The sequence below is a fragment of the Methanomassiliicoccales archaeon genome (assembly GCA_026394395.1).
GTDB lineage: Archaea > Thermoplasmatota > Thermoplasmata > Methanomassiliicoccales > UBA472 > UBA472.
In genome coordinates this window covers 141,563-163,717 of the sequence record JAPKYK010000002.1, presented here as the reverse complement: position 1 = coordinate 163,717, position 22,155 = coordinate 141,563, and the positions used below count along the sequence as shown (strand labels likewise).

The window sequence follows — 22,155 nt, the reverse complement described above, 5'->3', positions numbered from 1 at the left end:
ATTTTAAAGGTAGGATTGCCTACTGCCATCCGAGTAAAATGGTTACATCGGCCGACTCTTTCCACACCCGAAGCATACTTGAACTGAAGGACGGGACCCTGAGCTTTCATTCCTTGAAGAAGCTGGGGCCGGGAACGGAATGGTTCCCCTTCTCTATCAAAGTCCTGCTGGAGTCATTGCTGCGTCAGGAAGATGGTGTCCTGGTGACCGCAGATGACGTCCGTAAGCTTCTGGCCTGGACGCCAGCAGGGGACGACAACGTCGATATTCCCTTCATACCAGCAAGGGTCATTCTTCAGGACTTCACCGGTGTTCCCTGCGTCGTGGACCTGGCGGCCATGCGCGACGCGGTGAAGGATATGGGCGGCGATCCGGCCAAGATCAATCCTTTGGTCCCTGTGGACCTCACCATCGACCATTCGGTGCAGACCGACTATCACGGCACATGCTATGCTCAAGAGAACAACGAGAAGAGGGAGATGGAACGCAACCTGGAACGATACTCGCTGCTGAAGTGGGCACAGGGCTCCTTCACCAATTTCCGAGTGGTCCCCCCAGGGAACGGCATCATCCATCAGGTCAACCTGGAGTGCCTAGCCACGGTCGTTGCGGTGCGGGACGGCCTGGCCTTCCCCGATTCCGTCTTCGGCACGGACTCGCACACCACGCAGGTGAACGGTCTGGGCGTCCTCGGATGGGGCGTGGGCGGCATAGAGGCGGAGGCGGTCATGCTCGGCCAGCCCTACTACATGCCGTTGCCGCAGGTCGTGGGTTTCGAACTCAAGGGTAAGCTGAAGGCCGGCGTCACCGCCACCGACATGGTGCTCACCGCGGTGGAGATGCTGCGCCAGAAGGGCGTGGTGGGCAAGTTCGTGGAGTTCTACGGCCCCGGTGTCAAGCATCTATCGTTGCCGGACCGCGCTACCCTGACCAATATGGCCCCGGAGTACGGGGCCACCATGGGCTTCTTCCCGGTGGACGAAGTGACCATATCCTATCTGAAGCAGACCGGACGCCAGCACCTGTGCGAGCTGGTGGAGAGGTATAGCCGCGAACAGGGGCTTTTCTACGAGGACCAGGTCCCGAACTACAGCGAACACCTGGAGCTGGACCTCTCCAAGGTCCGACCGTCCCTGGCCGGTCCTAAACGGCCTCAGGACCGCATCGATCTGTCCCAGATGAAGGTCAGTTTCGAGGAGATGATGGTAAAGCGGGGCGGCCGGAAGGCCGGGAAGCTCATGAAGGACGGGGACGTCCTGATCGCCTCCATCACCTCCTGTACCAACACCTCCAACCCCTCGGTCATGATGGCCGCCGGGCTTCTGGCCAAGAAGGCCGTGGAGCATGGGCTGCATTCCAGCTCCAACGTCAAGACGTCGCTGGCCCCGGGCAGCCGGGCCGTGACCGCTTATCTTCAGAAGGCCGGCCTCCTGCCCTATCTGGATGCTTTGGGCTTCCACGTAGTGGGCTACGGATGTTTAACCTGCATCGGCAACAGCGGACCGACCCGCGAGGACCTGGCCAAGGACATCGTGGATAACGATCTCACCGTGGCGGCGGTGCTCTCGGGCAACCGCAACTTCGAGGGGAGAATCTCACCGTACGTCAAGGCCAACTACCTGGCCTCTCCGCCCTTGGTAGTGGCGTTCGCCATAGCCGGCCGCGTGGACCTGGACCTGGAAGAGGAACCGTTGGGCGTCGACCCCAACGGGCAGCCGGTGTTCCTGAAGGACATCTGGCCCACGCCCAAGGAGCTCAGGGCGGCTTTGAAGAAGGTCACCCCGGCCATGTACAAGAAGGCCTATTCCACCGTCTTCCAGGGAAGCGACCTTTGGGATAACGTACCAGCCTTGAAAGGCGAGACGTTCCGCTGGGACCCTTCCTCCACCTATATCCGTAAGGTGCCTTTCTTCGAGGGTATGGGCCGAGAGGTCATTCAACCGAAGCCCATTCGGGGCGCTCGAGCCCTAGCGGTGCTGGGGGACAGCATCACCACCGACCACATCTCCCCGGCCGGGGAGTTCTCGGCGGTAAGCGTGTCCGGCCGTCATCTTATTTCGCTGGGCGTGCCGGAGAAGGACTTCAATTCCTACGGCTCCCGCCGTGGCAATCACGAGGTCATGATGCGGGGCACGTTCGCCAACCTGCGCCTGAAGAACGCTCTGGCAAAGGGCCAGGAAGGCGGCTTTACAACCGTGATGCCCGATGGCGCGGTAACCGACATCTACTCCGCCTCCGAAGAGTACAGGCGCCGAGGCCTTCCGCTCATCGTCCTCGCGGGCAAGGAATACGGCACGGGCAGTTCCCGGGACTGGGCGGCCAAGGGCCCGCATCTCCTGGGCGTCCGGGCGGTAATCGCCGAGTCCTTCGAGCGCATCCACCGCAGCAACCTGGTGGGCATGGGCGTGCTGCCCCTGCAGTTCGCCTCGGGACAGAACGCCGCAGTGCTCGGGCTGGACGGTACGGAGGAGTACGACGTGGACATCGTCGAGCTCAAGCCCCGGGCCGCGGTCACGGTCACGGTGAAGAAGGGGGAGCACATGTTCCAGTTCCAGGCGGTGGCCCGTCTGGACACTCCGGTGGAGGTCGAGTACTACCGCAACGGCGGCATCCTGCAGACCGTCCTGCGGAAGCTGAGCGGCCCGGCATAAGCTCATTATATCGGCCATTTCATCCATCCTGCTGTGAGCGAGGACAACGGGGCGGCCATATCGGTCCAGGACCTGACCAAGGTCTACCCTGCGGCGGTCCGCCTTTTCGGCGACAGGGGAAAGGAGAAACTGGCGGTCGATAGCGTCACCTTCGAGGTTGGGCGCGGGGAGATATTCGGATTGCTGGGGCCCAACGGAGCGGGCAAGACCACCACCATCAAGATGCTCTCCACCTTGCTGATACCCACATCCGGGAGCGCCACCGTACTAGGGATGGACGTGGTCAAGGACGCGGTGCGTCTGCGGCCTATGATCAACTTGGTCTCCGGAGGCGAGCGCGGCCTGTACTTCCGGCTCACGGGAAGACAGAACCTGGAGTTCTTCTCGGACATGTATCGAGTGCCCAGGGAGGAGAAGAAGCGGAAGATCAAGGCGCTCCTGGAACAGGTCGGCCTCACGGAGGCAGCGGACACGCGCGTGGAGAACTACTCCCGGGGGATGAAGCAGCGTTTGCATTTGGCCAGGGGGCTGGTCAACGACCCCGAGGTCCTTTTCCTGTACGAACCGACCCTGGGCCTGGACCCCGAGATATCCAGGGAGACCAGGGCACTGATCCGCGCGCTGTCCCATGAAGGCATGACCATCATGCTTACCACGCACTACATGTTCGAGGCCGACGAACTGTGCAATCGCCTGGCCATCATCTCCGACGGCCGGATCAAGGCCTTAGGCTCACCCTATTCCATGAAGCAGGCAGTGCGCAACGATACGGTCATCGAAATAGAGGCCAGAGAGATGGGGGAGGCGCAGAGGAAGGAACTTTTAGGGCTACCCGGCGTCTCCGCAGTCTCCATCGAGTTCCTGGAGGGCAGGCAGCTGGCCCGTATGGTTGTGGAGGACGCTCCCTCCCTGATACCGACCGTGGCCGCGCTCCTGGAGAGCAGAAAAGTGATCAGCATACGGGTGGACCAGCCGACGCTGGAGGACGCCTACATCAAGACGGTGAACGGAAGATGATCGACCTACGGGCCATGAAGGCCGCTCTGAAGCAGCAGTCCATCCACTTCTTCGTAGACCCGCAGTGGATCATCCCCAGCATCATCGCCCCCTTCATCTTCACGACGGTGACCCTGTTCCTCTTCCGCCACGCCGGAGGCGACCTGTTGCTGTACGCCGTCCTGGGCGGAGGCGTCCTGGGCATGTGGGGGAACACCATAAGCAGCAGCAGCTGGTCCATCGGCTACGACCGGATGAACGGGACCCTGGAGGCCATAATGGTAACCCCCGCCCCGCTGTCCTCGGTGGTCTTTGGTCGCTGCCTGTGGAATTCCTTTCTGGGCCTGCTGAACGCCCTGGCCGTGTTCGTGGTGGCCCAGTTCGCCTTCGGCATAGAGGTCACGGTGCAGAACCCTCTGGGATTCGCCGTGGCCTTGGTCCTTACCTTGATATCGCTATCCGTACTGGGCATGGTCTTCGGAGCCTTCTACGTGGTCACCCGAGCCTCCAGCGCCGTCTTCCAGATGCTGGAGTACCCCATATACGTGCTGTCGGGGGCGGTCTTCCCTCTGATGGTCCTCCCGGATTGGATTCGCCCGTTCTCCTACGCTGTTCCGGCCACCTGGGGCGCCGAGGCTCTGAAGATCTCCTCGGTCGAGGGGTACGATTCACTGGGATTGGGACTGTCCGGCGCCTTGGCCCTTACCGTTCTTACGACCGTCGCCTATCTACTGCTCTCCTTGGTGCTATTCTCCTATCTGGAGAACAAGGCCAAGGTCAACGGGAGCCTGGTGAGGTACTGACATGCTGCGCAACTTCCTAGGCGTCAAGGCTTCGGCGCTGGTGGCCATGCGCTCGCAGTTCGCCGTGGTGGGCCCGGTCCTATGGCTCATGCAGATCCTTGCCACCACCATTTTCCAGATGTGGTTCTTCGTGCTGGTGAGCGACTTCGCCAATGACCCCACCGCCACCCCCTCGTACGTGGCCTTGGGGAACGCCATCTCCTCGCTCACCTATGCTGCCGTCTACGGGGTCACGATGTCAGCCGGTTCGGAAAAGCACATCGGTACCATGTCCGCCATCATGTCCACGCCGACGCGCATGTATTACGTCTTCCTGGGAAAAGGAGCGTACCAGTCGCTGATCGGTCTTTTCACGGTCGCAGTGTCCCTGCTGTTCGCCTCCCTCCTTTTCGGCGTGGACCTCTCCGTGGCCGACCCCCTGACTCTGGTTGTGGTGCTGCTGGTCACCTGCTTCGCCATGGTCGGTTTTGGCATGGTGATCGGCAGTGTGGGCGTGCACCTACGCTCCTCCATGGTGCTGGGTTCGGTGATCCTGTACCTGGGACTTTTGCTTTGCGGGGTGAATTTTCCCATATCATACCTGCCTTCCTGGCTGCAGCCGGCGTCGTACATCTTCCCTCTGACCTACGGCGTGGAGGCGGTGCGGGAGGTGACGGCCGGGAGCGGCATGATGGACGTTTCCGGGCTGCTGCTGGTGATGCTGGTCCTGGGAGCGGCCTTCTACGTCGTAGCTTACTTCCTCTTCAACTACTTCGAGAAGCTGGCCCTGAAGAGCGGGTCGCTGGACGTCTTCTGAGCCCCGTTCACAGCAGCCCGAGCACGATGAGGACGATGCCGGCGATGGTGTAGGGCAGGAAGGTCGCCGCCACTTTGTCCTGCAGGAATACCTGGACCCCCTGGCGCAACCCCGGTTTGGAGAACAGCGCCTGGGCCGTGCGACCCAGGAGGAAGGTGCAGAGGACCGCTATGGCCAGCGAATAGCCGCCTCCAGCGGTGAAGTGCAGGAACCAAACGATTATAATTCCGATCAGGGAACCGACAATGGTCAGCCAGGCCCATTTCGGGCGGCCCTTCTCCCGGCTGGCGTCCGCATACATCCTGGCCCATCTTTGGGGAAGGGCTCTCATGGACATTAGCAGCAAAGCGCTCATGGCCCCCATGAAGACGCTGATGGCCGATAGTATGTCCATGCCATAAAATCCGGTCGATGTTATTTCAACCCTCGTATCGTCATGCATCGTCATGTTAGATGTCGTTGGCCTGCCTCATCGGTAAGGCATGAGGATGGTTATGACCTTGTGGCCCTTCTCCTGGCCAAGGTAACTGAAGTAGCACATGACCTCCATGCGGCTCCCGTCCTTGCGCTGCACGGTGGCAGGCATGGAGATGCGACCGTTGTAGTTGAAGCGACGGTGGAACTTGATCATGCGGTTCATGGGCTCGAATATGGGCATGGTGCTGCCCAGGTTGGCTAATTCTTCCATGGTGTATCCTAGCCCATCGCAGGCGGCTTGGTTGAAATTGTAAAGTCGGCCGCCCATCTCGTTCACCAGCACCATGTGAGCGCACCTCTCTGTTGTCCCCCGGAGCGGGCCGTTCGGTTCCCGGACCTCGGCCTTCAGTAGCTCGGCGAACTCCCACATGCCAGGCATCATTATTTCCGTCATCGACTTCTGCCGCAGTATGACCACGATGCGGTCCACGATGTCCCCTCGGAACACTGGAACTCGGCGTACCTCGGCCTCGAACCGACCATCATCCAGATCGAACGATTCATCGGCGATGGTGGTGTGACCGAAGCAGAATATCTCCTCATACAAGCTCCTGATCTCGGGGGGCAGCCCAAGGAACAGCTCGAATATGGTCTTCCCCTCGAAGGCCGGGCCCATGTCCCTCTTTTCCAAGGAGGAGATGAAGGCCCGATTTCCCTGGGTCACCCTCAGGTCCCGGTCCACTTGAAGACCATGTCCGCCATGGCGTCCAGCATGGTCCGCTGGTTGTTCTCCGCCTGCAACAGGGCGAACTCGGTCATCCGGTGACGGACCATTTCCTCTTGCATCTGCTCGTTGGTGTCCAGGAGGCGCGAGCGTTCCTCCTCGGCCATCATCCTCTGCGCATTCTCCAGGCGGATCTGGTTCAGATGCTGGTGCTACGCTTTGGAAGGATCGGCGGCTCCGTTCTCTGACCGTGGAAGGTAGTAAAAGTTGTAACAAAGCGTGCCTTGCAGGATGACCGTGCGATAGGAGGTGAGCGAGCTCACCAGCAGTTCTGGTGGGAGAGACGTGATTTCATAGAAGACGGCGATCGTGATGTCCAGCCTCTCCCTTTCCTGGTCCAGGCTTCGCCAGGTATCCATCAAGGGGACCTGAGCGGCCAGCTCTTCCCCACGTCCATTATTAGCAAGGCCCCGGAGAAGCCCTGGTCGCGGGCCTGGGAGGAGAACTGCCTTAGAAGCTCGATGATGGTGGCTTGCGAGAGACCCCTGATGCGCTCCTTGGTCTGTGGGAGTACGATGATCTCGGGATGCTTGCTAAGGTCTAGGCCCAGGGCCTTGAGCTCCTTCTCGACCTGCGCAGCCGGGGCGCGGCTCTCGAAGACACATAGCTCCTTTCGACCTATGGCCAATTGGAACAGGTCGGCCGTGACCTCGTACATCTCCCGTGGGCGGTGGTAGAACAGGGCGACCTTCTCGCCCGCATGCAGGGAGGAGAGAGGGCGTAGCCTCGTCTCGGATAGAGGTGCTTCTTTGTCCCCTCTCAGACCGCTCATTGGAAAATTATATGTTGCGATAGTTAAAACATTGCTCGAACCTTTTTCACAAAAAATAATGATGGTGGGATGCGTTCTACCGTTCATGTGCTTGGTCCCGGACCACGAGATAGAGGCGATGTTGCGCGACGGCTCCCTGGTCATCAGCGACTTCGATCCGGAGGGGCTCACCCCCAACGGCTACGACCTGCGGGTGGCCGAGGTGCGCCTAGAAGGGGGGAAGAGCATCACTTCCGGTACGGTCAGCATACCTCCGGGCCGATTGTTCTTCGTCTCCACCATGGAGAGGGTGGAGCTCCCGGACGACCTGGCCGCGCAGCTGTGGACCAGGACCTCCTGGTTGCGGAAAGGGTTGCTCATGGGCCTGGGCAAGATCGACGCCGGCTTCCATGGCACGTTGACCTTCAGCGGGTTCAACGCCTCCTCCGTGAACGTCGAGCTGCCCATAGGCAGCCGCATGGTGCAGATGGTGCTCGAGCGCATGCATTCGCCGGTGGAGCGCACCTACGCCAAGCGCAGCGGGCACTACCAGGGACAGAAAGGGATAACGTTAGCACCAGCCGGCAAGAAGTAGGTCGGCGGAGAACACCGAGGCGCTCGGCGAGTAGGTCTTAAGCTCCTCGCTGCGCAGCACCTTGAGCTCCACGCCCATGCCCCTGGCCTTCGCTACCAGATCTTCCAGCACCGTCGGGAACTCGCCCCGCTCACATATATGGTACAGGTGCATGGTCCCCCCGAGGTTCATCCTGGTCAGGGCGTCGGCGAAGAAGTCGATGGCCGAATGCGGCAGGTTCATGATCACCCGGTCGGCGCAGGGGATGTCGAACACCCATTGCCGGGCGTCGCCCTCCAACGGGACGACCCGGTCAGCTTTGTTGAGCTCCACGTTCTCCCGCATCAGCTCCACCGCCTCCGGGTTGAGGTCGATGGCGTACACCAATCCTGGCTTGGCGTTGCGGGCAATCATGATGGCGAACGGGCCTACGCCGGAGAACATGTCCACGACCACCTCCCCGTCCGTCACCAGGGAGGCGACGCGCCTCCTTTCGTTGGCCAACCTGGAGTTGAAGTAGGCCTTCCTCGGATCGACCTTGAAACGCAGCCCGTACTCCACGTGCACCGTGTCGCTGCGGTCCTCGCCAGCGATGACCTCCAGGTCGCGCACGCGCAGCTCCCCGGCCACGCCGTGGTCCATGAAGACCGAGCGCAGGCGGGGGAAGGCGGACATGAGGGCCTTGCCGATCTCGCCGGAGTACGGCAGGAGCTCGTCCGGCAGTCGGATTATGGCGATGTCCCCGAGGGTGTCGAAGGCGGTGGGGAGCAGGGGCCTTAGCTCCACCGGGACGTTAGCCAGGGCCTTATAGTCCCTTTCCTCCCTCTCCCTTTCCCGGAACTCGCGCTCCTCCACGTCCATGCCATCTGGTGCGGACCCCACGGGAAGGTAAAGGTGCTCGCTGTCCTTCTCCACGTACAGGGATTGGTCCAGGAGACCGTCCTCTAAAAGCTTTTTACGGACGGACTCTCCTTCCCTCTTCCGGACCCTGACGCAAAGGGAACGCACGGTGTTGCCATGGGAGAATTGATATTTGTTGGTTTAGGGCTCGGCGGAGTAGAGGATCTCAGCGCCAGGGCCTTGCGCGTCCTGAAGGAGTGCGACCAGGTGTTCGGGGAGTTCTACACTTCCAAGCTGATAGATTCCACGCCGGACGACCTGGAGAAGGCCATCGGCAAGAAGATCGTCCGCCTGTCCCGCCGCGAGGTGGAGGAAGAAGAGATCGTGGTGGAGGCGGCCAAGAAGGCCAAGGTCGCCTTTGTCACTGCCGGCGACACCATGGCCGCCACCACGCACGTGGACCTTAGGATACGGGCGATGGAGGATGGCGTGCCCACTAAAATTCTGTACGGCATGTCCATATTTACCGCCTGCTCCTCGGCGCTAGGGCTGCAGCCGTACAAGTTCGGACGAACCGTCACCATCCCCTTCTCCGAGCCGGGGTACACGCCCCTCTCCCCGTACGACAACATCTACGAGAACTGGTCCCGGGGACTGCATACCCTGGTCCTGCTGGACATCCGGGAGGAGGAGGGCCGCTACATGACCACCAACCAGGCGGTGGAGTGGCTGCTGGCGGCGGAGAAAGCCCAGGGCAAGGGAATGGTCACCGAGAAGCAGATCATCTGCGCCGCCGCCCGGGTCGGGTCACGCACGGAGAAGGTGGCCGCGGGATATCCCGACAAGATGCTGAAGGAGGACATGGGCCCTCCACTGCACGTCGTGGTCGTCCCCGGAAAACTGCATTTCGTGGAGGCCTACGCCCTGGTGAAGCTGGCCGAAGCCCCTGAAGAGATCTCGGACGATCAGAACTTGTAGGCCAGGAGCAGGGAGGCCTTGAGCTTTCTTCCCAGCGAGGGATCGACACGGGCCGTATACAGCAAACGCTTCACCGGCAGGACCTCTCTGGCGAACTCCAGGCAGCTCTTCACGCTGTCCGCGTCCTCCTCACTCTGGGTGACCAGGAGGAAGGCGCTTTCCGGGGCGAAGTCCCCCGAGGGGAACCAGGGCGACGACACGGCGTCCTCCACGGCTAGGCGTTCCTTTTCAAAGCCCATGCCGTAACCGATGCCGGCCCTCAGCTCCCTGCCACCCAATCCCTGCTTCAGCTGGGAGATGGCCTCGGCCGTAAGGCACTGGCACATCTCCACCGGCAGGGAGAGCATGATCTGGTCCATGACCCCGAAGGCCTTGCCGAGCGGCAGGTTGGGGGCCAGTTTGATCAGGGGGTCGTTGGCGTAGACTGCCACCATGTGAGAGGCCTGCCGCAATCGCGACAGTCCGTCCTTGGCCAGGGAGCGCCTTCCCGATCCTTCCACGGAGAAGGGCAGGCAGACGCTGACGAACGTCGTGGTCCCAAAGTGCGCCATCTCCGCTATCAGGGGCGTTATGGAGCTACCGGTCTCCCCGCCCAGGCCGCTGAAGATGAACATCAGGTCCGGTCGACCGATGGCCTCGGCCAGCCGGGTCTTCCAGGGAAGGTCGGAGGTGTGCAGAGCGATGGACGAGCTGGTGCGGGCCACGGCGATCTCGCTCCGGCGCAGGATGACCTGTTTTATGCCTGGGACGCTGACGTCCCCCTCCTGGCATACCGCCAGCTTGGTGCCGGGCATCTGCGAGGCCATGTGCCTTCCGGCCCCTCCCACGCCGACGACCAATACCTCTGGACGGGGAAGGGTGGATCGGCTGGTCAGCTCCACGACCTCTGGTCGCACGATTGCTCTAATGACTTTCTCAGATATGGCATTTTCACCGACCCGGCAGAAATTTCTATACCTATGGCGACCATGGCCGCTCGTTATGACAGAGATAGGCAGGGTCTTCGGCAACCGGGTCATGGAATTGAGATTCCGCACCGCTGAGGCGGAGGACATCCAGGTGGGGGAGATGCTGGTGGTCGAGGAAGCGGACGTGAAGTTCCTGGTCCGCACCATGGACGTGCTCTTCGGCGCCGATGCCGAGGAGGACGATTGGATGGAGATGGAGGCCGGAGTGGCGCTCCGGCAGGAAAGCGGTCAGGGCTTCGACTACGACGGGGTGAAGGACAATCTGTACAAGGTAGGCGTTTGCACGCCCCTGGGCTGTCTGAAGGACGGTTCCTACAAGAAGGCCAAGTCCATACCACGGCACTTCTCCAGCGTCCGCCGCACCGACCAGCGGGACTACGATTTCCTCAAACCGATGATGGGCGATGTGGAGGTCGGCAAGCTCCGTTCAGGCGATAGGGTGATGGACTTCCGGGTGGGGATCGAATCTCATGCCTTTCCCCACCACGTGGGCATCTTCGCCACCACTGGAATGGGGAAGAGCAATCTGATGAAGTCGCTAGCGCTCTCCTGCATGGCCTCCCGACGCTGCGGGTTCCTGATACTGGACCCCCACGGGGAATATTTCGACGGCGGGGAACGGGGCAAGAAGGGGTTGTCGCATTCCAAGCTGGCCGCGGAATCCCTTGACGTTTATTCGTCCCGGCGCCTGGACGGGCCGCACAGCTCCATACACATCTCCAGCGCAGAGATAGACATACCTGATCTGGCCAACCTATACGAGTTCTCCGGGGCTCAGTTGGAATGCCTGCAAGCCTCCCAGTGGCGCTACGGGGAGAGGTGGTTGGAGGAGCTGCGGGACAAGGATGTGGCGACGATCGTCAAGGACCTGGGGGGGAAGTTCCACGAGGGCAGCGTGAACGTGATCAAGCGCCGCCTAGACTCCATATTCCAGTTCGATCTGGTGACCACCGACCGGAACCTGAGCATGACCAAGGCGGTCATCTCCGCCCTGCAGGCCGGGAAGACCGTTCTGGTGGACACCTCCAACATGTTCGAGGCCGAGGAGCTGCTGGTGTCCACCGTGCTGGCGCGCGCGGTCTTCGAGAACAACAAGTCCATGTACTCGGACAAGGAGCACTTCGAAAAATCGCCCCCGGTCCTCATCGCCCTGGAGGAGGCGCAGCGGGTGCTTTCCGAATCCAAGGGCACGGTGTTCGCCCAGATCGCCCGCGAGGGGCGCAAGTTCAAGGTGGGACTGTGCGCCGTCTCCCAGCAGCCCAAGCTGATCAACGAGGAGATCATCAGCCAGTTCAACACCTTGTTCATATTGGGGCTGGCGGACAAGCGCGACCGGGACATTCTGAGGAACTCGGCCAAGCAGGACATTTCCATGCTGGACAACGAGATACAGATGCTGATGCCCGGGGAAGCGCTAATAGCCTCCCCCTTCACGCCCTTCGCCATCCCCTGCCGGGTGCACTTGTACGAGGAGTACGTCGAGGAGATGAACGGCAAGGCCGAAAGGTCGAATAAGGTAAAGAAGGATGTCGACCAGAAATTCTTTTGAGGTTGATTAATGGACACGGAAACGACCTTTATCCTGGAGATGGCCATAATCCTGGTGACCGCCGGGGCCATCGCCGTGCTGTTCTCTCGTCTCCGCCTGCCGGTGGTGATCGGTTACCTGGCTGCGGGCATGATATTGGGCCCTAACCTCTTTGAGCCTTCCTTTATCAGCGACATGGAGATCATCAACGACCTGGCCAACGCCGGCATCGTCCTGCTCATGTTCACCCTGGGCCTGGAGTTCAACCTCAAGCGCCTGAAGAAGGTGGGGCTGTTCGCCGCCCTGGCCGGCGGCGTGGAGATCGCCCTGATGATCTCGCTCGGCTTTGGTCTCGGAAGGATGCTGGGCTGGTCCCCGGTGCAGTCGGTGTTCCTGGGCGCGGTCATGAGCATCAGCTCCACCGCCGTCATCATCAAGGTGATGTCCGACGCAGACATGCTCAAGAAGGAGTTCGCCGAGGCCATCGTAGGCATACTCATCATCGAGGACATCGCCGCGGTGATCATACTGACGCTGGCGTCACCGCTGGCCTCCGGGGACAACATCACGCTCGGAAGCATACTGCTCCAGGTGCTTTACATCGGCATATTCATGGGCATCATGCTCCTGTTGGGCCTAGCCATCGTCCCCAAGGCCATGGACCTACTGTACACCAAGTATTCGGCCGAGACCTTGATGGTGGTGGCTCTGGGCCTGTGCTTTGGCATGGCCATCCTGGCCAAGTTGTTCAGCCTCTCCGTGGCCATCGGGGCATTCCTCATGGGTATAATCATCTCCCAGTCGAAGGCCCAGGAGCGGCTGTCTGATAGAATCGCCCCCATCAAGGAGATGTTCATGGCCCTCTTCTTCGTCTCCATCGGGGTGCTCATCGACCCCTGGATGATCATGGACAACCTGTTCGTCGTCGTGATCATCACCGTGGTGTTCATCGTGGGCAAGGTCTTCAGCGTGACCATCGGCACCTACCTCAGCAACAAGGACACCCGCACCTCCATGATGACCGGCCTGGGAATGGTGGCCATGGGGGAGTTCTCCTTCGTCATCGCTAAAACGGCCTTCGACCTGGGCGCGGTGGACCAGGTGTTCTATTCATCGGTCATAGGGGCGGCGCTCATCACCATGCTGTATCTTCCCATATCCTTCCGCCGGGCCCCGAAGATCATCAGCACTGCCAGTAAGGTGCTGCCGGGCTCGGTCAAGGAGACCATGCACCGGGTGGACCGGCTGCGGATCGACATGTCCGTATGGATGAACGCGCACCTCGACCGACGCCAAGAGGTGCAGCGCCAGATATTTTGGATAATCGTCGACCTGGCCATTATCTTCCTGCTACAGGTCTTCGTGGTGATGTTCTACGATTTCGTAGGGCTGTTGGGCGTGGACCCGGAGGGCAGCGGCGCCATCACCTACATGGTCGCCATAACCATTCTCATCGCCCTCATGCTGCCCCCGCTGCTTAACATATTGAGCCGGGTGCGCCTGATCGGACTGATGCTGATCCGCGGCGTCATGGAGGGTGGGCACTTCGAAAAAGGAGCCGAGGGCCGCCTGTTCAAGGTCTTCGTCGAACTCATTGTCTCCGGAATAGGGGTCATCCTCTTCTTCCTGTTCATCCCCATCGCCCCCCAGGTGGAGGGCTTCCCCTTACTGTTGATATTCGGAGTGGTGGTCGGCCTGGTCATCGCCTACCTGCTGTGGGACGCCAACAAGAGCGCCTACGACCGCATGTGCCATATATTATCGGACAAGCTGCACGAGGAGTAGGTCATTTTCAACGCGCCCAATCGAACTTTTATTTAAGCGTCGGACCCTAACCCTCTCCGCATGAGGATAGCGCACATCGCCGACACCCACGTGGGCTTCTACGCCTACCGTCGCTCCGACCCGGAGACGGGCATCAACCAGCGGGAGGTGGACGTGTACCAGGCGTTCGTGCGCATGGTCGATTCGATCATCGAGAAGCGTCCGGACATCGTGCTGCACGCCGGCGACCTCTTCGATTCAGTGAGACCGTCCAACCGGGCCCTGTCCGTGGTGCTGGAACAGCTCTTGCGGCTTTCGAAGGAGAAGATCCCGGTGGTGCTCATCGCCGGTAACCATTCCACGCCCAGACTGAGGGAGACGGGGAGCGTTTTCCGCCTTTTCGAGCACATCGAGGGCGTGCATCCGGTGTACACCCAAGGCATGCACCGCCTGGAGTTCGGGGACCTGCAGGTGACCGCTTTCCCCCACCAGGACAAGGAATCGATGATGGCCGCCCTCCAGGACTGGAATAGGGGCAAGCACCGCTTCGAGGTGGGCATGCTGCACGCCGGCATCCAGGGGCTGTCCCGCTACAGCATGGGGGAGGCTAACGAGCTGAATCTGCCCTCGTCCCTGCTCAACCTGGACGCCGATTACATCGCGCTAGGGCACTTCCATGACCAGGAGGAGATTACCAAGAACGCCTGGTATAGCGGATCGCTGGAAAGGATGTCCTTCGCCGAGGCCGGACAGAAGAAGGGGTATATAATGGTGGACTTGGAGCGGAAAAGGAAAGAGTTCGTGGACCTGAAGACCCGCCCCATGTACTCTCTGGCACCGGTGAGCGCCAAGGGCAAGGACGCGACAGAGCTGCAGAAGGAGCTGACCGCGGCCTTGGAGTCGGTGGAGCAGGAGGGCGCCCTGGTACGCTTGGTGGTGCAGGACATTCCCTCCTCGACCTACCGTAGCCTAGATCTGAACGCATTGCGGAAGATCGGCGAGAAGGCCATTCACTTAGAGATAAAGACCGAGATAGTTCAGGAGAGCAATTCAGTGCAGTGGCGCTCGACCTCCCTGGACTCCATGGACAAAGAGTTCGAGTCCTACCTGATGCAGGTATCGGTCGAGAGAATGGACAAAGAGCAGCTGAGAACGAGAGGTCTGGACTACATACGCCGGGGGAAGGGCGAATGAGGCTGCGTTACATGGAGCTGCTCAACTACCGCAAGTTCCGTGACGCCAAGGTGGAGTTCCCGGACGGGGTGGTGGCCATCGTGGGCCAAAACGGGACCGGGAAGACCACGCTGCTGGAGGCGGTCACCTGGGCCTTGTTCGGGAACGAATCGTCGGTGGTTCGGGACGGGAAAGAAGGGGTCAAGAGCGCCGGGGCACCCCCGGGAGATGATTGCTCCGTGGTCCTGGAGTTCGAGCTGGGGGAGGACGGTTATAGACTTGTCCGCAGCATGACCGGGAAGAGCCTGAAGGCAGAAGCCTCCCTCGAGGTCAACGGTCATGTCGTCGCCACCGGTGACACCGACGTGACGAAATTGGTCACTTCGCGCCTGGGAATGGACCACAAGGCCTTCTTCGTCTCCGTTTTCGCCAAGCAGAAGGACCTGAACGCCTTGGCGAACATAGGGGCGGCGGAGCGCAAGACCCTGGTTCTACGCATGCTGGGCGTAGACTACCTGGACAAGGTCATCGTGAACGTGGACCGTGATGCCAGGACGGCCAAGAACGAGGCCGTCCACCTGTCGGGGCTGTTGAAGGACAAGGATGGGCGGGACAAAGAAGCACTATTGAAGGAAGAGGAACGGCAGAGCATCGAAACCCTCCGGAAGATCGTAGAAGGTGCGTCACGCCTGACGGCTGAACGGACGCAGGCGGCCGAGGTCACGCGGAGCTCAAAGGTCGCCTGGGAAACGGAGGAGGAAAGGTATCGCCAGGACGTGGTCTTGGAACGCCGGCTGACCGGCCTCAAGGTCTCCCTGCAGGGTCGCCAGGAGTCCCTGGCCCGATTGGATAAGGAAGTGAGGGAGCTGGAAAGCCTGCATTCCTCCTTGCCTCAGTTGGAAAGGGAGGAAGAGGAGTTCCAGCGGGCCCGGGCGGAGGCGGAGAGGCTGGGCGCACTGCGGGAGAAATATCTTAAGAAGAAGCGCACGGAGGAGGAACTGGACGTACGGCGCCGGGACCTGGAGGCCTTGGATAAGGAAAGGGAGCAGGCAGCGCAGGAACTGGCCAAGATGCCGGACGTCGAGCGCAGCCTGGCCACCGTGGAGGCCAGCCTGGAAAGCACCCGGGACCTGGCCTCCTCCATTGCCTCCCAGCTGGGACTGGCAGTGGCGGAGAAGGAACGGCTATGGCAGTCTCTGGAGGAATCGAAGAAGAAGGCCGAGGAGATAAGGACCCTGGGAGAGGACAGCAACTGCCCTACCTGCCTCAGGCGCTTAGGAGAGGCGTACACAGAACTGCTCCAGAGGTATGAGAAAGAGCAGAGGACCTTGACCGATGGCGTTTCCCAGCAGGAGGAGGTGGGACGGGAGCTTCTGGACCAAAGGGAACGAAACGAGAGGCGCAAGAAGGTGCTGGAGGACCGGCGCCGGGAGCTGCTCGCCCAGTCCAAGCTGAAGGCCTCCCTGGAAGAGCGACTCCGGAAAGCGTTGAACTCCCTACAGTCCGGATCGGAAAAGGTAACTGCGCTGGAAAAGGAACTGAAAGCATCGGGACCGGTGGAGTACGACCAAGCGGCGCACGAGAGGACGCGTGGTCAAGTGGTCGAGCTGGAGCCATCACACTTGGCGTTGAGCAAGGCCCAGGCCAAGATGGAGCGCCTGCCACTGGCCTATAAGGAAAGGGAAGAGACGTCCGCCGCCTTGGTCAAGGAGGAAGAGGAGACACGCCTGGTCTCCCGGGACCGGAAGGAGCTGAACTTCGACCCCAGATTACTTCAGGACCACCGGAAACAGCACGAGGAAGCCCGTACTGTAGAGGAGGGGCTGGTGCAGGACATCATTCGCGCGGAGGGCGAGCAGAAGCGTCTGAGTTCGGAAATGGAATCCCTCCGGAAAAGGGAGGCGGAACTCAAGGAGGTCCGGGAGAAGCACAAGGCGCTCATGTCCGAGCAGGAGATGCTCAACCGCCTGGGCCAGGTGATGAAGGGATTCAAGGAGAACGTCATATCCCGCATCGTGCCCACGCTGTCCGAGGTCTCTTCCGACCTGCTCTCGCAGCTGACGGAAGGTAAGTACGGCGGGATGCGCTTGGACGAGGAATATCATATGTTCCTTTACGACCAAGGGGAGGAGTATAAATTGGAACGTTTCTCCGGAGGAGAAACGGATCTGGCCAACCTGTGCCTGCGATTGGCGATCTCGCGCATGATCATGGAACGGTCGGGAAGCCAGATGAACTTCCTAGTGCTGGACGAGATTTTCGGTTCCCAGGACCAGAACCGCAAGCGCAACATCTTGGAGACGCTGGGGCAGCTGCAGAAACAGTTCCGCCAGATACTGCTGATAACCCATATCGACGACGTCAAGGACAACGTGAGCGCCGTGCTGCGCGTCACGGAAAAAGAGGATGGCTCCAGCACCGTGGTGCTGGAGGATTGAGTTTTACTTCTGGTCCAGCACCTGGATGAGGTGATAGCCGAACTCGGTCTTGACCGGTCCGACGATCTCTCCCTTGGCGTGGTTGAAGGCAGCGTCCTCGAACTCCTTGACCATCATGCCCTTCTTGAACCAGCCCAGGTCCCCGCCCTTGCGTCCGGAGGGACACATGGAGAACTGCTTGGCCAGGTCCTCGAACTTGGCGCCCACCTTGATCTTCTCCAACAGCTCCTTCGCCTTGGCCTCCTTCTCGACCAGTATGTGCGCTGCCCTGACTTCTTTGACCATGGACGGCGCATGGAGGACGGCGATAAAAACCTTATCGCTCCGACTAACGGTACACCTCTTCCAGGTCCACGTTGTCCAATATGGCCTTCTCCACCAGGCGCACCTTCTCCGTGTCTTCCGGCTCGATCCGGGCGATGAGGTGCTCCACCATGTCGGAGGCGGACAGCGTGTCGTACCTGGTCACCAGTATGGGAACCCCTTTCTCGTACGCCTTCGACACCACCTGGTTGGCCGGGTATAGCCCTCCGGTCAGGATCAGGCAGGAGGTGTCGGTGGACAGTGCCGCCAACTGTATATCGGAACGGTCTCCGCCGGTGATGATGGCCTTGCGGCGATGGCGGCGCATGTACTTCAGCGCCGTCTCCATGGTCATGGCCCCGATGAACACGCCCTCCACGATACGGTCCAGATGGTCCTCGCCCACCACCACATCGGCGGAGATGGCCTCCACCACCTCTTTGACGGTGAAGTAGGTCATCTCCGGGATGTGGGGAATGCAGCCGAGCACCTTGATCCCCTTCCCCTCCAGGAAGTTCGCCACCGCCAGGTCGTCGGTCTGGTTGAGTATGACCCCTTTCAGGTGGACGTTGTAATTGGTTATGAGCTTGTACAGCATGGATATCTTGTCTAGGGCGGCTGGGTCGGACGTGGAGATGAGCACCAGATCAGAGCCAGTGGCCTGGGCGATTGCCATGCCTGAGGTGTCGTTGAGGTAGCCGGTGGTGACCTCCCTGGTGCCCTCGATGAGCAGCAGGTCGCAGTCACATGAGGCTTTGTTGTATGCGGCCAGTATATCATCCATGTGCGTCGGGCGGAAGATATCGTAGGTGAACGGGCATAGCACTTCCTCCGGGCGTTCCAGCTTCAACACCTGCCGCATGAGGTAGGCGTCCTGGTCGATGACCCGGTCGCCGTGCCTGGTCAGGCGTTCCTTGAATGGCTTGAAGAAGCCTACTTTGCCTGGGTGGTTCTTGGCGAGACCAAGAGTGACCATGGACTTGCCCGACTTCTCCACCACTGAACCTAGGTATATCGATTTCATTGCTGCTCCCCCTTTATCGTGACCAAAGCGTCGACCGCCACGACGCCAGTGCCCTCGTCCCCCACCATGACCGGGTTGATCTCCAGCTCCTCTATCTCCGGGAACTCCATGGAGATCTGGGATATCTTCAGGATGACGTCCACCAGGGCGGGCACGTCCCCGGGACGGCGGCCCCTGGCCCCGGTGAGTATCGGATACGCTTTAATGGAACGGATCATGTGCTCCACGTCGTCGCGGTCCAGCGGAGCGATGCCCTGGGTGACGTCCTTCATGATCTCCACGAATATGCCGCCCAGCCCGAAGGTTATCACCGGTCCGAACTGATCGTCGCGCACCATGCCCACGATGACCTCGCGTCCGCTCATCATCTTCTGGATGGATACGCCGTCGACCTTGGCCCGCGGCACCTTCTCCCGCACCTTGCTGAGCATGACCTCGTAGGAGCGGGTCAGCTCCTCGTCCGTGTCGATGTTAAGTACCACTCCGCCCACGTCCGTCTTGTGCGCGATGTCCGGCGACTCGACCTTTATTACCACCGGGTAGCCGATGCTGTTGGCCAGCTCGATCGCCGAAGGCAGGTCGTGGGCCAGGCCCTCTTGCGGCGTGGAAATGCCGTAGGCCTTCAGAATCCGCTTCCCTTCAGATTCGCTAAGCGCCAAGCGTCCTTCGGAACGGACCGACCTCAGCACGTCCTGCACCGCCTCGCGGTCCGCCTCCATGCGTTTGATGACCTGCACCTCTTTCCTCTCCATGCTGCGTTTGTGCTCCACCATGGCCGCGAGCGCCCGAATGCCCCGGTCCGGAGAGGGGTAATTGGGAATTCCGGCGGCCTTGAGCATCTCGATGGGGCCAGCCATCTCTTTGCCGCCGACGAAGGCCGTGACGATGGGCTTGGGCGAGGAGCCGGCGAAGGCCGTCAGCGTCCTGGCCACCGATGAGATGTCCACCAGGTCCGTGGGCGCCAGGAGCGCCAGGACGCAGGCCACGTTCGGATCATCCATGACCGTGCGGATGGCGTAATCGTACCTCACGTCGTCGGCGTCCCCCACTACGTCGATGGGGTTGTACAGGCTGGCGGCCGGAGGCAGCTTCTCCTTCAGCTTCTGCACCGTGGTCGCCTCGAATGATGCCAACGTGAGGCCGTTGTCCGAGCAGGCGTCCGCGGCCATCACGCCCAGGCCTCCGGCGTTGGTGACAATGGCCACCCCCTCGCCCTGCGGCAATGGCATGGTGGAGAAGGCCTGCAGCAGGTCGAACATCTCCTCGATGTTCTTGACCCGGACGACGCCAGACTGCTTCATGGCCGCGTCGTACACCTTGTCGCTGCCGGACATGGCCCCGGTGTGGGAGGAGGCCGCCTTGGCCCCGCTGCTGGTGCGGCCGGCCTTGAGGGCGATGACCGGTTTCACCCGTGTGGTCATCTCCGCCTGCCGCAGGAACTCCCTCCCTCGGTCGGTCCCTTCGATGTACATGCCGATGACCTTGGTCAGGGAATCGTCCCTTAGGTACTCCAACAGATGCCCCTCGTCCACGTCCAATTTGTTGCCCACGCTGACGAACTTAGAGAAACCGATGTTGATGTTGGCCGCCCAGTCCAGCATGACCACACAGATGGCCCCAGACTGCGACGATATGGCGATGTTCCCCTGCCTCGGGGGCTCCGTGGCGAAGGTGGCGTTCATATGATGATGAGTGTTCACCAGGCCCAGGCAGTTGGGGCCCAGGACCCTCATGCCGTACTTCTTGGCCACTTCCCCCAGCCGATGTTCCAGCTCCGCCCCTTCCCGGCCCACCTCCTTGAAGCCGGCACTGATGACGATGACCGCCTTCACTCCTTTCTTTCCGCAGTCCTCCATGACCTGCAGGACGGCCTTGGCCGGCACGACGATCACGGCCATCTCTACACCGTCAGGAACGTCGGTTATGACCGGATAGCATCTCAGTCCGAGGACCTCCTGATAGCGCGGATTTATAGGGTACAGTCCGCCCTGGAAACCTGATTCGATGATATTGGCCAGGATTATGTGCCCTACCTTGTTCTTCTCCTGGGAGGCCCCGATGACCGCCACGCTGGCCGGTTCAAAAAGCTCACGCATCTGGAAGCATAATTGCTGGGGGGCAGTCATATCCTTTTCGGCACAAGGTTAATATGGCCGGCCGCGGTGTACATCAACGCCGCCAGTAAAAATGAGGGTGACCGTGATCCCTACGATAGCCTGGCGGTGCACAGTGCACCGATAGGTCCCTGCAGGAACTGCGATGTGACATCGCGTCATGACTGGAGGACAACCCCGGGGCACGACAACGAACCACCCGCCCGGGTCAGTGTGGGGAGCGCGGTCCGCCGCGGCCGTGAACCAATCTGTTAGGGCGGGGGGCACACCTCGTCTTCTTCACATCATTTTAGATAGACACTACCTATGCTCTTATCCTGCACCCAATCGTCCTCGGTGTTGGCGGTCTTCTTCACTGTGATGATGTCCTCGATCCGGGTATCCGTCAGATCGGCCATGGCCAAGGCTTGCGCCTCCGGGAACAACGGTTCCTTTGGTGACCCGAAATCAGTGGTGCCGTGGCTAGAAAGCACCAGATGCTGCACCTTGTAGGATAGTTCCGCGGGGAAGCTCTCTATAAGCCGGCAAGCGTCGTTGACCATTCCCGCGCCCACAACAATATGACCGACCAGGCGCCCTTCGTCCGTGGAGCCTATTATGCTGGTGACCGTATATTCGTGCAATTTGCCGATGTCGTGCAGTATCGCTCCGGTCAATAGGAGGTCCCGGTCCAGATCGGGATATTGCTGGGCGTAGAACTCGCAGAGCTTGGTGACCCTGAGGGTATGCTCCAGTAGACCGCCCAGCCAATTGGCATGATGGGTTATGGAGGCGGGACAGGAGCAGAACCTTTTGACAAAATCCTCATCGGTGAAAAAGGAGGCCAACAGATCCTTCAGCCATTTGTTCTCCACCTTTCTTATGATGGAGAACAGCTGGGAGCGCATGGCCTCCACGTCCTCGGTCGTCGAGGCCACGAAATCCGCCAGTTCGAACTCGCCCTCCTTCAGCACCGCCACAGAGTCTCCGGAAGTGGGGTTCACGTGTATCTCCAAGGCGTCCTTGAACTCGCTGACCTTGCCCTTGACGTGGATAACGGATCCCTTGTCGATAGTATCCAACAAGGCCTTGACCTTCTTTTCGTCCTTGTCGCCCCAGTACTTCAGTGCCAGGTCACCACCGGAATCGGATATCCATAGTTGGAAGGTGAACCCGTTCTTGAATTGAGCCACCGGTTTCTTGAAGCGTACGGCGAATAGGTCGTCCACGGTCCCGCCGGCCTTCAGTTCCCTTATCGTGATCGTCTTGCGCAT

General features: G+C 60.6%; 21 protein-coding genes. 10 read left to right on the top strand and 11 right to left on the bottom strand.

All coding sequences use genetic code 11. The annotated features are described in order from the left end of the window. Nucleotides 1–38: 38 nt before the first annotated feature. Genes acnA through NT131_03205 form a run of 4 tightly spaced genes read left to right on the top strand, consistent with a single transcriptional unit; the run spans nucleotide 39 to nucleotide 5,246 of the window. Nucleotides 39–2,651: an aconitate hydratase AcnA gene (acnA, locus tag NT131_03220; GenBank protein ID MCX6650652.1), complete on the top strand. Its 2,613-nt coding sequence runs from the start codon at nucleotides 39–41 to the stop codon at nucleotides 2,649–2,651. A gap of 33 nt (nucleotides 2,652–2,684) precedes the next feature. Further along, nucleotides 2,685–3,668 (top strand): ATP-binding cassette domain-containing protein, encoded by a 984-nt coding sequence (locus NT131_03215; protein ID MCX6650651.1) that lies wholly within the window; start codon nucleotides 2,685–2,687, stop codon nucleotides 3,666–3,668. Continuing rightward, complete coding sequence (locus tag NT131_03210) at nucleotides 3,665–4,450, top strand: ABC transporter permease (protein MCX6650650.1); 786 nt, start codon at nucleotides 3,665–3,667, stop codon at nucleotides 4,448–4,450. The genes NT131_03215 and NT131_03210 overlap by 4 nt, the downstream gene beginning before the upstream one ends. A 1-nt stretch (nucleotide 4,451) precedes the next feature. Beyond that, entirely contained in the window at nucleotides 4,452–5,246 is a 795-nt protein-coding gene (locus tag NT131_03205; GenBank protein ID MCX6650649.1) for an ABC transporter permease, read from the top strand. A gap of 7 nt (nucleotides 5,247–5,253) precedes the next feature. Here NT131_03205 and NT131_03200 read toward each other — a convergent pair whose 3' ends face one another. From NT131_03200 to NT131_03180, 5 genes are all read right to left on the bottom strand, one after another. Further along, nucleotides 5,254–5,640 carry a hypothetical protein gene (locus tag NT131_03200; protein MCX6650648.1) on the bottom strand — a complete coding sequence of 129 codons (387 nt, stop codon included), beginning with the start codon at nucleotides 5,638–5,640 and terminating at the stop codon, nucleotides 5,254–5,256. 75 nt (nucleotides 5,641–5,715) lie between these two features. Next, nucleotides 5,716–6,405 carry a PAS domain-containing protein gene (locus NT131_03195; protein ID MCX6650647.1) on the bottom strand — a complete coding sequence of 230 codons (690 nt, stop codon included), beginning with the start codon at nucleotides 6,403–6,405 and terminating at the stop codon, nucleotides 5,716–5,718. Then, on the bottom strand, nucleotides 6,390–6,554 hold the full coding sequence (locus NT131_03190; GenBank protein MCX6650646.1) for a hypothetical protein: 165 nt from the start codon (nucleotides 6,552–6,554) through the stop codon (nucleotides 6,390–6,392). Before NT131_03190 ends, NT131_03195 begins: the two co-directional genes overlap by 16 nt. Before the next feature lie 45 nt (nucleotides 6,555–6,599). Continuing rightward, on the bottom strand, nucleotides 6,600–6,806 hold the full coding sequence (locus NT131_03185; protein MCX6650645.1) for a hypothetical protein: 207 nt from the start codon (nucleotides 6,804–6,806) through the stop codon (nucleotides 6,600–6,602). Next, the gene (locus NT131_03180; GenBank protein ID MCX6650644.1) at nucleotides 6,806–7,219 is read right to left on the bottom strand and encodes a hypothetical protein; all 414 of its coding nucleotides are present in this window, start codon (nucleotides 7,217–7,219) and stop codon (nucleotides 6,806–6,808) included. The genes NT131_03185 and NT131_03180 overlap by 1 nt, the downstream gene beginning before the upstream one ends. A gap of 58 nt (nucleotides 7,220–7,277) precedes the next feature. Between NT131_03180 and dcd the strand changes: the two genes are divergently transcribed. Continuing rightward, nucleotides 7,278–7,793, top strand: coding sequence for a dCTP deaminase (dcd, locus tag NT131_03175; protein ID MCX6650643.1), 516 nt, complete (start codon nucleotides 7,278–7,280; stop codon nucleotides 7,791–7,793). On the opposite strand, the gene NT131_03170 is transcribed toward dcd, so the two are convergent. Then, on the bottom strand, nucleotides 7,770–8,780 hold the full coding sequence (locus NT131_03170) for a class I SAM-dependent methyltransferase family protein (protein MCX6650642.1): 1,011 nt from the start codon (nucleotides 8,778–8,780) through the stop codon (nucleotides 7,770–7,772). The two genes, dcd and NT131_03170, sit on opposite strands and share 24 nt — an antisense overlap. A 9-nt stretch (nucleotides 8,781–8,789) precedes the next feature. Here NT131_03170 and dph5 point away from each other — a divergent pair, with 9 nt between their 5' ends. Further along, nucleotides 8,790–9,590, top strand: coding sequence for a diphthine synthase (dph5, locus tag NT131_03165; protein ID MCX6650641.1), 801 nt, complete (start codon nucleotides 8,790–8,792; stop codon nucleotides 9,588–9,590). Here dph5 and NT131_03160 read toward each other — a convergent pair. Further along, nucleotides 9,578–10,486 (bottom strand): hypothetical protein, encoded by a 909-nt coding sequence (locus NT131_03160; protein ID MCX6650640.1) that lies wholly within the window; start codon nucleotides 10,484–10,486, stop codon nucleotides 9,578–9,580. The genes dph5 and NT131_03160 overlap by 13 nt on opposite strands. Before the next feature lie 85 nt (nucleotides 10,487–10,571). Between NT131_03160 and NT131_03155 the strand changes: the two genes are divergently transcribed. From NT131_03155 to NT131_03140, 4 genes are read left to right on the top strand one after another with little or no spacing between them, the layout of a single operon-like run. Then, a complete protein-coding gene (locus NT131_03155) occupies nucleotides 10,572–12,107 on the top strand; it encodes an ATP-binding protein (protein MCX6650639.1) in 1,536 nt (511 codons plus the stop codon). A 9-nt stretch (nucleotides 12,108–12,116) separates the two neighbouring features. Beyond that, the gene (locus NT131_03150; GenBank protein ID MCX6650638.1) at nucleotides 12,117–13,871 is read left to right on the top strand and encodes a cation:proton antiporter; all 1,755 of its coding nucleotides are present in this window, start codon (nucleotides 12,117–12,119) and stop codon (nucleotides 13,869–13,871) included. Between the two features lie 60 nt (nucleotides 13,872–13,931). Continuing rightward, complete coding sequence (locus NT131_03145) at nucleotides 13,932–15,044, top strand: exonuclease SbcCD subunit D (protein ID MCX6650637.1); 1,113 nt, start codon at nucleotides 13,932–13,934, stop codon at nucleotides 15,042–15,044. Continuing rightward, the gene (locus NT131_03140) at nucleotides 15,041–17,461 is read left to right on the top strand and encodes an SMC family ATPase (protein ID MCX6650636.1); all 2,421 of its coding nucleotides are present in this window, start codon (nucleotides 15,041–15,043) and stop codon (nucleotides 17,459–17,461) included. The genes NT131_03145 and NT131_03140 overlap by 4 nt, the downstream gene beginning before the upstream one ends. 3 nt (nucleotides 17,462–17,464) lie before the next feature. Here the strand turns inward: NT131_03140 and NT131_03135 are convergent, their stop codons facing one another. The 4 genes from NT131_03135 to NT131_03120 all read right to left on the bottom strand — a co-directional run bounded on the left by NT131_03135 (nucleotide 17,465) and on the right by NT131_03120 (nucleotide 22,155). Further along, entirely contained in the window at nucleotides 17,465–17,746 is a 282-nt protein-coding gene (locus tag NT131_03135) for a peptidyl-prolyl cis-trans isomerase (GenBank protein ID MCX6650635.1), read from the bottom strand. Between the two features lie 43 nt (nucleotides 17,747–17,789). After that, nucleotides 17,790–18,788: a DRTGG domain-containing protein gene (locus tag NT131_03130; protein MCX6650634.1), complete on the bottom strand. Its 999-nt coding sequence runs from the start codon at nucleotides 18,786–18,788 to the stop codon at nucleotides 17,790–17,792. Beyond that, nucleotides 18,785–20,884 (bottom strand): acetate--CoA ligase family protein, encoded by a 2,100-nt coding sequence (locus NT131_03125; GenBank protein ID MCX6650633.1) that lies wholly within the window; start codon nucleotides 20,882–20,884, stop codon nucleotides 18,785–18,787. The genes NT131_03130 and NT131_03125 overlap by 4 nt, the downstream gene beginning before the upstream one ends. A gap of 302 nt (nucleotides 20,885–21,186) precedes the next feature. Beyond that, nucleotides 21,187–22,155, bottom strand: coding sequence for an HD domain-containing protein (locus NT131_03120; GenBank protein ID MCX6650632.1), 969 nt, complete (start codon nucleotides 22,153–22,155; stop codon nucleotides 21,187–21,189).

Coding starts and splice junctions, on each gene's coding strand:
- acnA (MCX6650652.1), top strand. CDS start 39: ATGGTTACATCGGCCGACTCTTTCCACACCCGAAGCATACTTGAACTG.
- NT131_03210 (MCX6650650.1), top strand. CDS start 3,665: ATGATCGACCTACGGGCCATGAAGGCCGCTCTGAAGCAGCAGTCCATC.
- NT131_03205 (MCX6650649.1), top strand. CDS start 4,452: ATGCTGCGCAACTTCCTAGGCGTCAAGGCTTCGGCGCTGGTGGCCATG.
- NT131_03200 (MCX6650648.1), bottom strand. CDS start 5,640: ATGGACATACTATCGGCCATCAGCGTCTTCATGGGGGCCATGAGCGCT.
- NT131_03190 (MCX6650646.1), bottom strand. CDS start 6,554: ATGGCCGAGGAGGAACGCTCGCGCCTCCTGGACACCAACGAGCAGATG.
- NT131_03185 (MCX6650645.1), bottom strand. CDS start 6,806: ATGGATACCTGGCGAAGCCTGGACCAGGAAAGGGAGAGGCTGGACATC.
- NT131_03180 (MCX6650644.1), bottom strand. CDS start 7,219: ATGAGCGGTCTGAGAGGGGACAAAGAAGCACCTCTATCCGAGACGAGG.
- dcd (MCX6650643.1), top strand. CDS start 7,278: ATGATGGTGGGATGCGTTCTACCGTTCATGTGCTTGGTCCCGGACCAC.
- dph5 (MCX6650641.1), top strand. CDS start 8,790: ATGGGAGAATTGATATTTGTTGGTTTAGGGCTCGGCGGAGTAGAGGAT.
- NT131_03155 (MCX6650639.1), top strand. CDS start 10,572: ATGACAGAGATAGGCAGGGTCTTCGGCAACCGGGTCATGGAATTGAGA.
- NT131_03150 (MCX6650638.1), top strand. CDS start 12,117: ATGGACACGGAAACGACCTTTATCCTGGAGATGGCCATAATCCTGGTG.
- NT131_03145 (MCX6650637.1), top strand. CDS start 13,932: ATGAGGATAGCGCACATCGCCGACACCCACGTGGGCTTCTACGCCTAC.
- NT131_03140 (MCX6650636.1), top strand. CDS start 15,041: ATGAGGCTGCGTTACATGGAGCTGCTCAACTACCGCAAGTTCCGTGAC.
- NT131_03135 (MCX6650635.1), bottom strand. CDS start 17,746: ATGGTCAAAGAAGTCAGGGCAGCGCACATACTGGTCGAGAAGGAGGCC.
- NT131_03130 (MCX6650634.1), bottom strand. CDS start 18,788: ATGAAATCGATATACCTAGGTTCAGTGGTGGAGAAGTCGGGCAAGTCC.
- NT131_03125 (MCX6650633.1), bottom strand. CDS start 20,884: ATGCGTGAGCTTTTTGAACCGGCCAGCGTGGCGGTCATCGGGGCCTCC.
- NT131_03120 (MCX6650632.1), bottom strand. CDS start 22,155: ATGCGCAAGACGATCACGATAAGGGAACTGAAGGCCGGCGGGACCGTG.